Here is a 13721-nt window from a genome sequence, read left to right on the forward strand (position 1 = left end):
GCGCTGCCGCCCCGGCTCTCCGGCGCCGGCCCCGAAGCCACAATAACAAAAACCCCCAGTTGCAAAACCGGAAAAAGGGCGGAGCCGCCGGTTTGTGCCTAACCGATTCGCGCTTCTGGGCGTCACCAAGCACCTATGCGCCGAAAGCCGCGGTGGACTTGGCGTCAAAGCTGTGGTTGCGTTTGATAACCGGACGAGCAGCCGGTCAGGAAGGAAGTTCGAACCGTGCAAGGCTGGTTCGTCGTCATCATCGCGATCGCCTATGTGACGCTGCTTTTTGCCATCGCCAGCGTCGGCGACCGGCGCTCCGTGGCAGCCGGACTCGGCCGCGCACGGCCCTCCATCTATGCGCTCAGCCTCGCCATCTACTGCACCTCCTGGACCTTCTTCGGCTCGGTCGGGCTCTCCTCCGAGCGGGGTCTCGAATTCCTCGGCATCTACACCGGCCCGGTGCTGGTCTTCGTGTTCGGCTTCCCGCTGCTCAACCGCATCGTCCGGCTGGCAAAGAGCGAAAAGATCACCTCGATTGCGGACTTTCTCGGCGCCCGCTACGGCAAGAGTTTTGCCGTCGCGGCGATCGCGACCCTGATCGCCACGGTCGGCGCCGTGCCCTATATCGCGCTGCAGCTCAAGGCGATCTCCGGCTCGGTCAGCCTGATGATCGAGCACTATACGGGATCGCCGCCTTCCTTTGATCCTTTTGTAAGCGACATCTCGCTGGTGGTGGCGATGCTGCTGGCGCTGTTTGCGGTCCTGTTCGGCACCCGCCACGCCGACGCCACCGAGCACCAGGACGGGCTGGTGCTGGCGGTCGCGGTCGAGACGGTGGTCAAGCTCGCCGCCTTCCTCGCCATAGGCCTTATGGTCACGTTTCTCATCTTCGGCGGCCCCGGCGACATGCTGGCGACGCTCGGGGCGAATGCCGAGGTGCGCCAGGCGATGGGCTACAACACGTCCTTGGTCACCTGGCTGGTGCTGACGACCTTGAGCGGCTTCGCCATCCTGATGCTGCCGCGCCAGTTCTACGTCACCATCGTCGAGAATCGCAGCGAGGCCGAGCTGCGCACCGCGACCTGGGTGTTTCCGCTCTATCTCGTGGCGATCAACCTCTTCGTCCTGCCGATCGCCTTTGCCGGGCTGTCGCTGGTCGGCGCAAAGACCAGCAGCGACCTCTACGTCCTGTCGCTGCCGCTATTTAGCGGCCACGACGTGCTGGCGATGATCGCCTTCATCGGCGGCCTGTCGGCGGCCACCGCCATGGTCATCGTCGAGAGCGTGGCGCTGTCGATCATGATTTCCAACGACCTCGTCATCCCGCTGTTCGTGCGTCGATTGCTCAAGACCACTTCTTCGGAGAACGAAGACTGGTCGACGCTGATCCTGAACGTTCGGCGAGCGTCGATTTTCATCATGCTGTTCATCGCCTTCCTCTATTACCGCGAGAGCACCAACAGCGCGCGGCTGTCCTCGATCGGGCTGATGTCCTTTGCAGCGATCGCGCAATTCGCGCCCGCCTTGGTCGGCGGGCTGATCTGGCGCCGCGCCAATGGCCGGGGCGCCGCGCTCGGCATGGTCGCCGGCATCGCGGTCTGGGGTTACACGCTGCTGCTCCCTTCGCTTGTCGGTCCCGGCTCCGACTTTGTCGTCCATGGACTGTTCGGCTTCGAGGCGCTGAGACCCCAGGCGCTGTTCGGCACCGTCGGCGAGCCGCTGAACCATGGCGTGCTGTGGAGCCTGTCAGTCAACACGCTGTTCTTCGTGATGGGTTCGCTGTCCCGCGCATCGGTGCCGCTGGAGCGCATCCAGGCGGCGATCTTCGTGCCGCGCGAGGCGGGGCCGATGCCAAGCCTGCGCCGCTTCCGCACCGCGGTCACGGTCAACGACCTCAAGGACACGATTTCCCGCTATCTCGGCGTCGAGCGCACCGAGCGCTCCTTCCAGTCCTTCGAGAAGAACGCGAACGTCTCCCTGCACGGCAAGGAACAGGCCAGCATGGACGTCATCCGTTTCTCGGAGCAGTTGCTGGCGAGCGCCGTGGGCTCGTCGTCGGCGCGGCTTATCCTGTCGCTGCTGTTCCGCCGCAACGACCGCGACTCCAAGGATGCCTTCCGGCTGCTCGACGACGCCACCGAGGCGCTGCAGCACAACCGCGACCTGCTGCAGATCGCGCTCGACCAGATGGAGCAGGGCATCACCGTCTTCGACCGAGATTTGCGGCTGATCTGCTGGAACCGGCAATACCGGGCGCTGTTCGATCTGCCCGACGAGATGGGCCAAGTGGGCGTGTCGCTCGACCAGATCCTGCGGTATCTGGCCGAGCGCGGCGATATCGCCGCCGACCAGCGGGTGACGATGCTCAACCGGCTGACCAGCTTCGTCGGTCCTTGGCAGATGGAGCTCAGGACCAGCGGCCGCATCCTGGAGCTGCGTTCCAACCCGATGCCCGACGGCGGCATCGTCGCCACCTATGCCGACATTTCCGGCCGCGTCGAGCAGGACCTGGCGCTGAAGCGGGCCAATGAATCGCTGGAGCAGCGGGTCAGGAGCCGCACCGCCGAGCTCACCCGCGTCAACGAGGAGCTGGCGCAGGCGCAGATGCTTGCCGAAGAGGCCAATCTCAGCAAGACGCGCTTCCTCGCCTCCGCGGGCCACGACATCCTGCAGCCGCTCAACGCCGCCAGGCTCTATTGCTCCTCGCTGATCGAGAAGGCCGGCAAGGGGCCGGCCGGCAGGGCCGCGACCAACATTGAATCCTCACTGGAATCGGTCGAGACCATCCTCGGCGCGGTGCTCGACATATCGCGGCTCGACGCCGGCGCGTTGAAGCCCGAGGACACCGCCTTCAGCCTCGGCGGGCTGCTTGGCCAGATCGGCAACGATTTTCGCCCGCTCGCCGCCGAAAAGAAGCTCGGCCTGAAAATCATGCCGTCGTCGCTCGGCGTGATGACCGACCGCAATTTGCTTCGCCGGCTGATCCAGAACCTCGTTTCCAATGCGATCAAATACACGCGCGAAGGCCGCATATTGGTCGGCGTGAGAAGGCGCGGCGAGCTGGCCGAGATCCAGGTGATCGACACCGGCATCGGCATTGCCGCCGACAAGCTGAACACCGTCTTCCACGAATTCACCCGGTTGGACGAGGGCGCTCGCGAGGCCGAAGGCCTTGGCCTTGGCCTTTCCATCGTCGACCGCATCGCCAGGGTTCTCAGGCTCGAGATCCGCATCTTCTCCAGCCCCGGCAAGGGCACGCGTTTTTCCGTCATCCTGCCGGTCGCCGCGATCGCGGCGCCGCCGCGCGAGACGGGAAAGGCCTCCGCGCGCGCGCCATCCTCACTTGCCGGACTCAATGTGCTGTGCATCGACAATGACGCGCGCATCCTCGACGGCATGCGCCTGCTGCTCGAAGGCTGGGGCTGCAGCGTCGAGACCGCTTCGGGATCGCAGGATCTAATGCACCCGGGTGCGGCAAGGCCGGATGTGGTGCTCGCCGACTATCATCTCGACGGCGGCACCGGGCTCGACGCCATCGCCAGGCTGCGCGCCGCCTACGGCAAGGACCTGCCCTGCGTGCTGGTCACCGCAGACCGCTCCAGCGCGGTGCGCACTGCTGCTGGTCAGCTCGATGTGCCTGTGATCAACAAGCCGCTGAAGCCTGCCGTGCTGCGCTCGATGATGGCGCGCGTCAGGGCGCTGGCGCCCGCGGCCGAATGATCAGCTCACCGGCTGCAGCGGGTCGCCGCCGATCTTGGAAAGCTGGATGACCGCCTGGGTGCGGCTGTCGACGCCGAGCTTCTGCAATATGGCCGAGACATGCGCCTTGATGGTGGCTTCGGAGACGCCGAGCTCATAGGCGATCTGCTTGTTGAGCAGGCCTTCGGCCAACATGCCGAGCACCCTCGTCTGCTGCGGCGTCAGCGCCTGCAGGCGCTTGATCAGATCGGAAATCTCCGGGTCGCGCTCGACGCCGAGCTCGATGCCGGCGGGTGCTGCGATATCGCCGGCAAGCACAGTCAGGACGGCGCTGCGTATCTCCTCCATGCTTGCCGATTTGGAGATGAAGCCGGACGCGCCGAGATCGAGCGCGCGGCGGATGGTGGCTGGATCGTCATGAGCCGACACCACTACCAGCGGCACCGAGGCATGGATGCCGCGCAGCGAGATCAGTCCGGACAGGCCGCTGGCGCCCGGCATCGACAGGTCGAGCAGCACCATGTCGATGTCTTCATTGGCGACGACCAGCGCCTTGGCGCTTTCGAAATCGCCGGCCTCATGGATGGCGGCAACGTCGCCTATGCCGGCCAGCGCTTCCTTTAGCGCGCCGCGAAACAGCGGATGGTCGTCGGCAATGACGAAAGTGTGGCCCGACGGCAAATATTCCTCCCCGGATCCCATCGCCGATTGTGTGCTTTCTTACGGGATCGGAACGATTATGCGGCGGCGCGGCGCGTTTTCAAGCAGCAAAGGCCGCGCGCGCAGGCTTTTTCCCGGGAGCTCAGGTCTTTTGCGGGCTGGGCTTCGTGCCACCGTCGCCTTCCTGCCTGTCGATGTCCTTGACGATATCCATGAAGCTGCGGAAGAAGCGCTCCATGTAGCTCATCGTCTTGTTGAAATCCTCCTCGCTCGGCAGTTGGGACTCCAGCCGGGCCGAGAGCGAGTTCTCGAGCTTCGCGACGCGCTCGTCGAGTGCCTTCACCGTGCTCTGCAGCCGGTCGATCTCGTCCTGGAAGGCGGAGCGCTCGTCGGCGGCCAACTTGCAGACGAGCTGGCCGGAGCGCTCCTCGCAGATCGACATGGCGCCGGTCTGGGTGTCCATGCGGACATAACCGTTGGCGGACTTTTCGAGCCGATAGCGGTCCGTCTCCTCGGAATAGGCCGATGCGGCGACCAGCGAGCAAAGCGCCGCCGGGATTAGAATGTGCTGCAGACGCATGTTATCCTCCATGAGCCGTTGTGCGAACAATATCACAGGTTTGCGCCTGAAATGGGGAAGAGTTCGCAAGCACCCTTTCCCCCATGGATCGTTCGGAATATAGCGCGCCAATGTCTCAGTTTATCTACAAGATCGCGCCTGAAGCCATGTGGCGCGAAGCGGAACGGAACGGCCGCTTCACCGGAGCGCCGATCGACATCGCCGACGGCTTCATCCACTTTTCCACCGCAACTCAAGTGCGCGAGACGGCGGCCAAGCATTTCGCCGGCCAGGCGGACCTGCTTCTCATCGCTGTCGACGCGGCAAAGCTGGGCGACGCGCTGAAATACGAGGTGTCGCGCGGCGGCGCCCTGTTCCCGCATCTCTACGCCGCGCTCGCCCTCGACGCCGTGCTCTGGGTGAAGCCGTTGCCGCTCGGCGCCGACGGCCACGAATTCCCGCCGCTGGAGGACGAATGAGCGTGCTCGACCGGATCGGCCAAAAGCTGCTTTTCTCGTTCGACCCGGAAACGGCGCATGGCCTGTCGATCGCGGCTTTGCGCTGCGGCCTGCCGGCCGCCTCGCCTCCCCCGCGCGACGCGCGGCTCGAGGTCAGCGTCTGCGGGCTCGATTTTCCGAACCCGCTCGGCATGGCGGCCGGCTATGACAAGAACGCCGAAGTGCCGGACGCGCTGCTCAAACTCGGCTTCGGCTTCGCCGAGGTCGGCACCATCACGCCGCTGCCGCAACCCGGCAATCCGAGGCCGCGCATCTTCCGGCTGACCGCCGACGAAGCGGTGATTAACCGGCTCGGCTTCAACAATGAAGGGCATGCGGCCGCCGAAAGACGGCTTGCCGCGCGCAAAGGGCGGCCGGGTATTGTCGGCGTCAACATCGGCGCCAACAAGGACAGCGCCGACCGCATTGCCGACTATGAGCGCGGCGTCGCCCGCTTCGCGGCCCATGCCAGTTATCTGACGGTCAACATCTCCTCGCCCAACACGCCGGGCCTGCGCAACATGCAGGCGCGCGAGCAACTGGGCGAACTCCTGTCGCGCGTGGTGGCGGCGCGCGCGGCTGCGTCGGTTCAGCCGCCCATCTTCCTCAAGATCGCGCCGGACCTCGTTGAAGCGGAACTGGAAGACATCGCCGCCGAAGTCATCGAGAAAAAGATCGACGGGGTTGTCGTCTCCAACACGACGCTTGCCCGGGTCGGGTTGCGCAGCGCAAGTCTGGCCGGCGAAGTCGGCGGGCTGTCAGGCAAGCCGCTTTTCGAGCGCTCGACGGCGGTACTCGCCCGGATGCGCAAGCTGCTCGGCCCACAAGTGACGATCGTCGGGGTCGGCGGCGTCGACTCGGCGGAAACCGCGCTGGAGAAGATCCGCGCCGGCGCCGATCTCGTCCAGCTCTATACCGGCATGATCTATGCCGGCCCGGCGCTGCCCGGCCGCATCGTTGCCGGCATGGCGCGGTTTGTGGAGCGCGAGCGGCTTGGCTCGATCCAGGATTTGCGCGACTCGGCTTGCGAGCGCTGGGCTTCAAAGCCGATCAGCTGAACGCCGTGCGCATCCTGAGCCTCAGCACCGCAAGCAGGCTGAAACCCCGCACCAGCAAAAAGACGTGCAGCGCGGCCCATAGGCCGTTGTTGCCGAAGGCGGGCGCCAGCGTGATCAGCGCCGCGGCGAAGGCCAGGAAGGACAGGAGCATCATGTTGCGCATGTCGCGCGACCAGGTGGCGCCGATGAAGACGCCGTCCATCTGGAAGGCGAGCACGCCGCTCAGCGCGGTGAAGGCGGCCCAGGGCAGATAAATGTCGGCGACCGCGCGGACCTCCGGAGCGGTTGTCACCATCGCCACCAGCTGTGCGCCGGCCGTCAGCAGGATAAGACTGGCGACCGCCGCCAGGCCAACGCCCCAGATCAGCGTCAGCCGGACGGCTTGCCGGAAAGGAGCGGCCGCATGCGCGCCGATGGCGCGGCCTGCCAATTGCTCGGCTGCGGTGGCAAAGCCGTCCAGGAAATAGCCGGCGACGAGGAAGAAGTTCATCAGCACGGCATTGGCGGCGAGCGTCACCGTGCCGAATTGGGCGCCCTGCCTGGTGAACAGCGCGAAGGCGGCAAGCAGCGAGAAGGAGCGGATCATGATATCGCGGTTGAGCGACAGCATGCGCCGGTAGGCCGGCAGGTCGAGGATGCGCCGGCGCGACGGCCGCTCCAGCTTGCGGAACCGCCTCAGCACGATGGCAAGGCCGAGCAGCATGGCCAGGAACTCGCCGGTGACGGTCGCCCAGGCAACGCCCGCCACGCCCCAGCCGAGCTCGAGGCCGAGCAGGAAGCAGAGCAGGATGTTGATGCCGTTGAGCACGGCCTGCAGCATCAGCCCTATCCCGCCCTCGCCACGCCCCAGCACGTAGCCCAAGATGGCATAGTTGATGAGCGAGAAGGGCGCGGCAATGAGCCTGATGTGGATATAGACCGACATCGCCGCGCTGACACGCGGCTCGGCGCCCATGAACCACTGGCCGCCTACCGCAAACAGCGGCGCAAGTGCTGCAAGCACCACGCCGGCGACGACCGCGATCAGCACGGCCCGCCAGAGCACCGCCTGCTCCTCCAGCGGATCGCCGCGTCCGAAAGCCTGAGCGACGAGGCCGGTGGTGCCGGAGCGCAGGAAGTTGAAGGTGGTGAAGACGACGTCGAAGACCAGCGCGCCTGCCGCCAGTCCGCCGAGAAGAGCCGCATCGCCGAACTGCCCGATCACCGCGGTGTCGACGATGCCGAGCAGCGGCGTCGTCAGATAGGCAAGCGTCATCGGCACCGCGATCGCCAGCACCGACCGGTTGGTGACGATGAAGGTCCCGGCGTTGATGTGGGTCGCACCCTTGTCCAAGGATTGCTGCCTTGCTCATTGCGGCTTGCTAGAACGGCCGATGTGCCCCAGTTTGCCGCTGCCGCGCAATCGCCATCGGGTGACGGCCAACCGAATTCCAGCTCTGGCGCAGGCCGCCCCATCATGCCTTTGCAGATCGTCCACCATCCCGACTACGACGCCGGCTTTGCCGTCAATCACCGCTTTCCGATGAGCAAATATCCGTTGCTGATGGAGGCTTTGCACAGCCGCGGGCTGGCAGCAGCGGGAGCGCTTTCGATGCCGGAACGGGCGCCGGCGGCGTGGCTCAAGCTCGCGCACGAGGCCGGCTATGTCGACCAGGTGCTCACTTGCGAGGTGCCTGAAAAGATCGAGCGCGAGATCGGCTTCCCGGTCAGCCAGCGCGTGTCATTGAGAGCGCAGCTAGCAACGGCAGGCACGGTGCTGGCGGCGCGGCTGGCGCTGAAACACGGCATAGCCTGCAACGCCGCCGGCGGTAGCCACCATGCCAGGCGTGCCCAAGGCGCGGGCTTCTGCACCTTCAACGACGTGGCCGTGGCTTCCCTGGTCCTGCTTGCGGAGGGCGCCGTCGAAAACATCCTGGTCGTCGATCTCGACGTGCATCAGGGCGACGGCACGGCGGACATTTTGAAGGATGAGCCGCGCGCCTTCACCTTTTCCATGCATGGCGAACGCAATTATCCGGCGCGCAAGATCGCCTCCGATGTCGATATCGCGCTGCCGGACGGCACCGGCGACGCTGCCTATCTCGACCGGCTCGGCGCCATTCTTCCAGAGCTTTGCGCAGGGCGGCGCTGGGACATCGTGTTCTACAATGCCGGCGTGGATGTCCATGCCGAGGACCGGCTTGGCCGGCTGACATTGACCGACAACGGCCTGCGCAGCCGCGAGGAGCTGGTCATCAGCTATTTCCGCAAGGCCGGCATCCCGCTATGCGGCGTCATCGGCGGCGGCTATTCGAGCGACGTGCCGGCGCTTGCCGCGCGCCACGCCATTCTGTTCGAGGTCGCGGCCGCGTATGCTGACGCTCGCCAGGCTACTTCCTGTAGCTCGCAATCCTGAGCAGGATAAAGGCGGGCACGACGATCGCGGCGCCGAGCAGGATATAGCCCAGGAAGCGGTCGAGAGTATGGAAGCCGAGATTCCACAGGTCGATGAAGAACTGGCGGATGCCGTAGAGCACGTCCATCGGCGACCAGCCGAAAGCGTGCATGACGAGGCCGACGAGGAAGGAAACCACCAGCAGCTTCACAAGCACCCTGAGTGGCGTATCGCCGAGAAAGCGTGTCAGTGCGGACAAGGCCGTTCTCCGGTTCGAGCTGCCCGATTCGGGGCGCGACCTCAGAAATACGCACTCGGATACCCGGCATCAAGCCGAAGGCCGCGCGCGAAGCTATTGTGCCGGCGGCCTTGATAGCCCGATCCGGCCGGCACACGTGGCTCGCTCGGTCAGATTCTCCACCGGAAGATGCGGGCCCAAAGCGGCCGGTCGCGGTAGACTTCCCTGGAGCGCCACAGCCTGTTGTAGCGGTTGCCGCCGCCGATACCGAGGTGCGATATCGGCTTGCCGCCCCGCTTACGCTTGATCGCGACCGGCTCGCCATCATGGCTGAGGCAATGGCCGAAATCCGCGGACGGCTGAAGAGGCGCGGCAGACGGCACCGACCTGAGGGCTTCGCCGACGATAAGGTCTTCCGGTTCGCAGGTCAGCGCGACGGCCTTGCCGAACAAGGTCGGGCCTGTGGGGCAGAGCGCAGTCGGCCCGTAATATTCCCGTTTCACATTAGCGCAGACAAGCTCGATCGCCTTGGCGAGCGCCTTGTGGCGAGGCGGCGCGGCAACAACGCCGATGCTGGTGTCCCAAGGGGTCGAGCTGAGGAAATCGCGAAAGATCGACAATTTTCCATCGGCGCGCGGCACTCCGCGCAGGAAGAAATAGGAGAGATCGGCATAAAGGCCGCCTTGCTCATGGAGCAGGCAATATTTGGCGAGGTCCGCCTTGTAGGAATAAGGTCGCAGCGTCCTGAAAGCCGAAAGCACCTCTGCTCCGAAATGCGTCGAAATGAACTCCGCCAACGCCGCTTCCCGGAACAGGCGGTGCTCTTCGCCCGGATGAGCAGCCGTGAGCGAGTGGATGTTTTCGGCAACGAGCCCGGAAACGTGCTCGCTGCCGTCGTCGGTGATCAGAATGCTGAAGAGAGGCATCCGGCTTCCGTCTCGATCAAGGTGCCTTGGTGAGCCTTCAACTTGCCCCAGTCGCGCCACTGGTGGGGACTGGCCTTCAGATAGGCCAGGTGCCGATCGGCGAAGTCTTGCGCGGCGCTCTGGATCAGTTCGGCCTTGTCCTGGCTGCGATCAAGATCGATCGGATTTTCCACAGTCACCCGTATCTTGCCTGTGCTGTCGTCACGAACGACGAAGACCGGCAGCAGGGGAGCGCCGGCGATCCTGGCCAACCGGGGCGCGCCGCCCGCAAATTCAATGGCCGACTGGCCGATTCGCGCACGCACGAGCAACTCACCCTCCCAGGCGCCAGCGGTGATGGACGCAAACTTGCCCTGGCGAAGCAACCGCCTCGCCTCGTTCATGCTGGCGGCGGGATTGGCGCGGTCGATCACGATACGGCCCGCGGCATGTCTGAGCTCGACGCCGGTTCTGATCGGGTTGAGGAACAGGATGCCGAAGCGCGATTTCGAGAAACCGTGCTCGGGCCTGCTGACATGGAAGACATCGAAGCCGGCTTTGGCGAAAACCATCTTCGCCGCAAGCGCATTGAAGGCGAAATGCGCAATCCACAGGACGGCGCCACGGCCCTGTTCGCGCGCCGCATCGAGATGCTCGGCGCCGAGGAGTTCGATCTCGGGTCGCCAGCCGACGAGCCACTCGCGGACGATCTGGATGTTGTGTTCGCTGCGCATCGCGTCGACCCGGAGCCGGTCCTCGCGGCCGGCTATGCCAAAGGCGGCAAGATCCGGTTGGTCACCAACGTCGCGCCGAGACTCAGGCGCCCGTTTCAGCCGCTCCAGCCAAAGGCAGACACTGCGCCATCTCTTCTCAGGCACGAAAAGAGAGACGAATACAAAAACAGGAAGCCTCAGCAGGAATCCGAGATCTTCCACAGCAAAGGCTTTTCCGGAGCGAGAGGCTCGCTTCCTCTTCCGAACATTGATTTTCAAGCTGGGTCCCCACCCTTAACCCCTGAGCCATTACCATGTTGTGGCGCGGCGTCAAAGCGCCGGTGGATGGCTCTCGGCTTTCAATGTATCGCCGATTGCTAGATGCGGGGCCATCATGGTAACGAGGCTGTTGCGCGGGTATGATGTAATGGTAGCCTGTCAGCTTCCCAAGCTGAACGCGCGGGTTCGATTCCCGCTACCCGCTCCATCCCTCGCTACAGTGCCGCGCGGTCGCAGCGATCTGGCAGAGCGTCCTCAGGCGGCCGATGGCGAATGCGATCGTTGCCGCTTGCCGGTCAGGCCAGCACGCCGCAGAGGGGAAGATGCTTTGCGGCCTCGGCGGCTTCCATCCGCACGATGGTGCGCGACAGGCCGCCGCGTTCCTCGATCCACAGGCGAACCCAGTCGGGATATTGCGAGATCAGGTACCCGGCGGCGATTGCGTTCTCATGGGCGCCGACGCCGTAAGGCAGATGGAAGCCGAAGGATGCACGCGGCGTGATGCAAAGCTGCTCGGCGGGCAAAGACAGATAGAGCGTGCAGGCGCTGTCGCAGGCACCGTCGAATTCCACAGGCTCGTTCGCGGCGCGCAGCTCGGCGACGTGCAAAGCGAAGATCACGATCTGACCGCCGGGATTTTCCTGCACCGTTTCGGCATCTGCGGGCAGCGTTGTCAGGGCGGCGGCGAGGAACGCTAGCGCCTTGGCTATCAGCCTCCGCTTAACCCGCGCGCGCGGCAGATCGGCGTGCATATTGGTGACCTCGCTCATCCGGCGAGACCAAGGCTAACATTGCGATGGTTAACAACAGGCAGCTTTGAAAACATCGAACATCCAGATCGCCCAACTGCCCGCATCCTCTCAACAGCAGGGGGACTGGAAAATCAACGTGCTTTTTGACCGCACTCCGAAGGGAGCCACCTCGTTCGGCGAAAGCGCGCAAACGAAAGAGCCGCTCGAAAGGCGAGGGGCTTGGGCCCTAGAAGAGGATCGCCGCGCGAACTATGGCGAAAAAGAAGCCAGCCACCTTGCGGCGGCCGGCTCTGGACCGGTTGAGCAATCCAGGACCACGTCTCGGTCCGGAATTCCGTAAAAACAGTTCTTTACTGCGGGTGAGCGGCTCTTATCCAAAGCTGAACCGCTATGGACCCCTAAAGCCAAAAGCCAATCCAAACACGTTCGCGCCAGCAGCGGCGACGCCAGCGGCCACGACGCCAGTAGCGGCGGCAAACACGTCTCCAAACGCGGCGCCGTCTGCGGCGGCGACGGCCGTGATGCCAATGACGATGGTAAACCTGCTCCACTTCAGCACGTTCGTCTCCATCCTCGAAGACGGCGGTATCGGGCTTATCGAGTTCATCGAGAATTCCGTTGCCGCTTGGAATTCCGGCAACCGCCCTACTGGGGCCAGCCAGGGTTGCAATTGCCGCTGCCCCCGCAACGCCAAGCATTCCAGTTAGAAACAAGCGACGTTCCATCAAAGACCTCCCGATAGTTCAGCATCGGCAGGTGGTTCCCTCACCCAAACGGGCTCCAGCGAACTGCCGATCTGTTTGAACGCACAGGTAGCATTCTCGTTCCGTTACCCCACTTCGCGCAGGATGAAGTCGTGCAGCATCTTGGCGGCGGGCGAGAGCGCCCGGTTCCTGACCGTGATCAGGCTGTAGGGCCGGACCTCGATGTCGAACTCGGTCTGAACGACATCGATCGCTCCGGACAGCCCGTCGCCGCTCTGGATGAACTTGGCCACCTGCACCGAAACGGGGGCGATGGCGTCAGATTGCGCCACCATTACCAGCGTCAAGAGCAGCGACGAGGTGTTGAGGATGCGGTCGGGAAGCGGGATGTTGCGGTTCAAGAAATTGCTTTCCATCGCCTGGCGCAGGGGCGAGCCGCCGGACTGGAAGACCCAATCATAGGCAGCCGTCTCCTCCAGGCCGACCATCCCGCCGCCGGCAAGCGGATGGCCGCGGCGCACGATCAGGCAGGCCTTCTCGATGCCGATGACGCGCGATTCGAACAGCCGCGGATTGAGGTCATCGGGGATGCGGGCGATGATGAAGTCGTGGCGGGAGGCGATCAGCTCGCGAGCGAGCACGTTCGAGGTCTCGACCTGCATGGTGATCTCGATGCGCGGATAGATGCGGCGGATCTCGCGAATCGCCGGCACCGCCAGTTCGATCGCCGGCGCAGTCACGGCGCCGAGAAACACCGAGCCGCCCTTGCCTGCCTTGAGTTCCGAAATCTCGCGGTCGGCTTCGCGCATTTCGAGCAGGATCGAGCGGGCGCGCCTGGCGAGCGCCTGACCGTAAGGGGTCAGCGTCACGCCGCGCGGCAGCCGCTCGCACAATTTCACGTCGAGCACCGCCTCCATCTCGGCGATCATGCGCGAGGCCGCCGGCTGGGAAATATTCATCACCTGGGCGGCGGCGCTCACCCGTCCGTGATCGTCGAGCGCGGCGATCATTCGCATATGGCGCAGGCTCAGGCCGCTGCGCAGGAGCGTTTCGCCGTCCCCCGGAAGCTTCTCGTAACTCCCTGAAATCGCATCAGGATCGCGCAGAGCCGCCATGATTTCCCAGCCTCTCCGGCAGTTCTCTGCTCTACGCTAAATCATACCAGTTTCGGTATAGCAACCAGCAAAGATCGCATTTGACAGTTATGTCAAAGGGACACACCCTTCGCGCGTTCCGAGACGCAGCGATCGGCAACGAGCAAAATCGTATCGATTGAAACTGCGTCGCGGGGC

13 protein-coding genes and 1 tRNA gene are annotated in these 13721 nt (G+C 64.4%); 6 read left to right on the forward strand and 8 right to left on the reverse strand.

Annotation, left to right across the window (positions count from 1 at the left end; all coding sequences use genetic code 11):
- Nucleotides 1-225 precede the first annotated feature (225 nt).
- Entirely contained in the window at nt 226-3711 is a 3486-nt protein-coding gene (locus EJ078_RS11230) for a PAS domain-containing hybrid sensor histidine kinase/response regulator (RefSeq protein ID WP_127214404.1), read from the forward strand.
- On the opposite strand, the gene EJ078_RS11235 is transcribed toward EJ078_RS11230, so the two are convergent.
- A complete protein-coding gene (locus tag EJ078_RS11235) occupies nt 3712-4371 on the reverse strand; it encodes a response regulator transcription factor (RefSeq protein ID WP_066996819.1) in 660 nt (219 codons plus the stop codon). It abuts the gene before it with no gap.
- 121 nt (nt 4372-4492) lie between these two features.
- Entirely contained in the window at nt 4493-4930 is a 438-nt protein-coding gene (locus EJ078_RS11240; protein WP_066996874.1) for a hypothetical protein, read from the reverse strand.
- 110 nt (nt 4931-5040) lie between these two features.
- Between EJ078_RS11240 and EJ078_RS11245 the strand changes: the two genes are divergently transcribed.
- Together EJ078_RS11245 and EJ078_RS11250 are read left to right on the forward strand one after the other, a co-directional pair.
- Complete coding sequence (locus EJ078_RS11245; RefSeq protein ID WP_095799389.1) at nt 5041-5388, forward strand: DUF952 domain-containing protein; 348 nt, start codon at nt 5041-5043, stop codon at nt 5386-5388.
- A complete protein-coding gene (locus EJ078_RS11250) occupies nt 5385-6464 on the forward strand; it encodes a quinone-dependent dihydroorotate dehydrogenase (protein ID WP_127214402.1) in 1080 nt (359 codons plus the stop codon). The genes EJ078_RS11245 and EJ078_RS11250 overlap by 4 nt, the downstream gene beginning before the upstream one ends.
- On the opposite strand, the gene EJ078_RS11255 is transcribed toward EJ078_RS11250, so the two are convergent.
- Nucleotides 6457-7797, reverse strand: coding sequence for an MATE family efflux transporter (locus EJ078_RS11255; RefSeq protein WP_164750380.1), 1341 nt, complete (start codon nt 7795-7797; stop codon nt 6457-6459). The genes EJ078_RS11250 and EJ078_RS11255 overlap by 8 nt on opposite strands.
- A 123-nt stretch (nt 7798-7920) precedes the next feature.
- Between EJ078_RS11255 and EJ078_RS11260 the strand changes: the two genes are divergently transcribed.
- A complete protein-coding gene (locus EJ078_RS11260) occupies nt 7921-8859 on the forward strand; it encodes a histone deacetylase (RefSeq protein WP_127214400.1) in 939 nt (312 codons plus the stop codon).
- Here the strand turns inward: EJ078_RS11260 and EJ078_RS11265 are convergent.
- The 3 genes from EJ078_RS11265 to EJ078_RS11275 all read right to left on the reverse strand — a co-directional run bounded on the left by EJ078_RS11265 (nt 8834) and on the right by EJ078_RS11275 (nt 10973).
- Nucleotides 8834-9097, reverse strand: coding sequence for a DUF6460 domain-containing protein (locus tag EJ078_RS11265; protein WP_066996803.1), 264 nt, complete (start codon nt 9095-9097; stop codon nt 8834-8836). The genes EJ078_RS11260 and EJ078_RS11265 overlap by 26 nt on opposite strands.
- 149 nt (nt 9098-9246) lie before the next feature.
- Nucleotides 9247-10002 (reverse strand): glycosyltransferase, encoded by a 756-nt coding sequence (locus tag EJ078_RS11270; protein ID WP_127214398.1) that lies wholly within the window; start codon nt 10000-10002, stop codon nt 9247-9249.
- Entirely contained in the window at nt 9981-10973 is a 993-nt protein-coding gene (locus EJ078_RS11275; RefSeq protein WP_208721512.1) for a hypothetical protein, read from the reverse strand. Before EJ078_RS11275 ends, EJ078_RS11270 begins: the two co-directional genes overlap by 22 nt.
- A gap of 134 nt (nt 10974-11107) precedes the next feature.
- On the opposite strand from EJ078_RS11275, the gene EJ078_RS11280 reads away from it, so the two are divergent.
- Nucleotides 11108-11181 (forward strand) — tRNA-Gly (locus tag EJ078_RS11280).
- Between the two features lie 88 nt (nt 11182-11269).
- Here the strand turns inward: EJ078_RS11280 and EJ078_RS11285 are convergent.
- Nucleotides 11270-11743, reverse strand: coding sequence for a hypothetical protein (locus EJ078_RS11285; protein ID WP_095799372.1), 474 nt, complete (start codon nt 11741-11743; stop codon nt 11270-11272).
- Nucleotides 11744-11976: 233 nt separating this feature from the next.
- On the opposite strand from EJ078_RS11285, the gene EJ078_RS11290 reads away from it, so the two are divergent.
- Nucleotides 11977-12432: a hypothetical protein gene (locus EJ078_RS11290; RefSeq protein ID WP_164750379.1), complete on the forward strand. Its 456-nt coding sequence runs from the start codon at nt 11977-11979 to the stop codon at nt 12430-12432.
- Nucleotides 12433-12554: 122 nt separating this feature from the next.
- On the opposite strand, the gene EJ078_RS11295 is transcribed toward EJ078_RS11290, so the two are convergent.
- Entirely contained in the window at nt 12555-13544 is a 990-nt protein-coding gene (locus EJ078_RS11295; protein ID WP_067322751.1) for a LysR substrate-binding domain-containing protein, read from the reverse strand.
- Nucleotides 13545-13721 lie beyond the last annotated feature (177 nt).

The organism is Mesorhizobium sp. M1A.F.Ca.IN.022.06.1.1 (assembly GCF_003952605.1).
In the GTDB taxonomy this organism is placed as follows: Bacteria; Pseudomonadota; Alphaproteobacteria; order Rhizobiales; family Rhizobiaceae; genus Mesorhizobium.

What these genes read in the sequence shown, in the direction of transcription:
- EJ078_RS11285 (WP_095799372.1), bottom strand. Translation starts at nt 11,743, where the DNA reads ATGAGCGAGGTCACCAATATGCACGCCGATCTGCCGCGCGCGCGGGTT.
- EJ078_RS11250 (WP_127214402.1), top strand. Translation starts at nt 5,385, where the DNA reads ATGAGCGTGCTCGACCGGATCGGCCAAAAGCTGCTTTTCTCGTTCGAC.
- EJ078_RS11295 (WP_067322751.1), bottom strand. Translation starts at nt 13,544, where the DNA reads ATGGCGGCTCTGCGCGATCCTGATGCGATTTCAGGGAGTTACGAGAAG.
- EJ078_RS11260 (WP_127214400.1), top strand. Translation starts at nt 7,921, where the DNA reads ATGCCTTTGCAGATCGTCCACCATCCCGACTACGACGCCGGCTTTGCC.
- EJ078_RS11270 (WP_127214398.1), bottom strand. Translation starts at nt 10,002, where the DNA reads ATGCCTCTCTTCAGCATTCTGATCACCGACGACGGCAGCGAGCACGTT.
- EJ078_RS11290 (WP_164750379.1), top strand. Translation starts at nt 11,977, where the DNA reads ATGGCGAAAAAGAAGCCAGCCACCTTGCGGCGGCCGGCTCTGGACCGG.
- EJ078_RS11245 (WP_095799389.1), top strand. Translation starts at nt 5,041, where the DNA reads ATGTCTCAGTTTATCTACAAGATCGCGCCTGAAGCCATGTGGCGCGAA.
- EJ078_RS11240 (WP_066996874.1), bottom strand. Translation starts at nt 4,930, where the DNA reads ATGCGTCTGCAGCACATTCTAATCCCGGCGGCGCTTTGCTCGCTGGTC.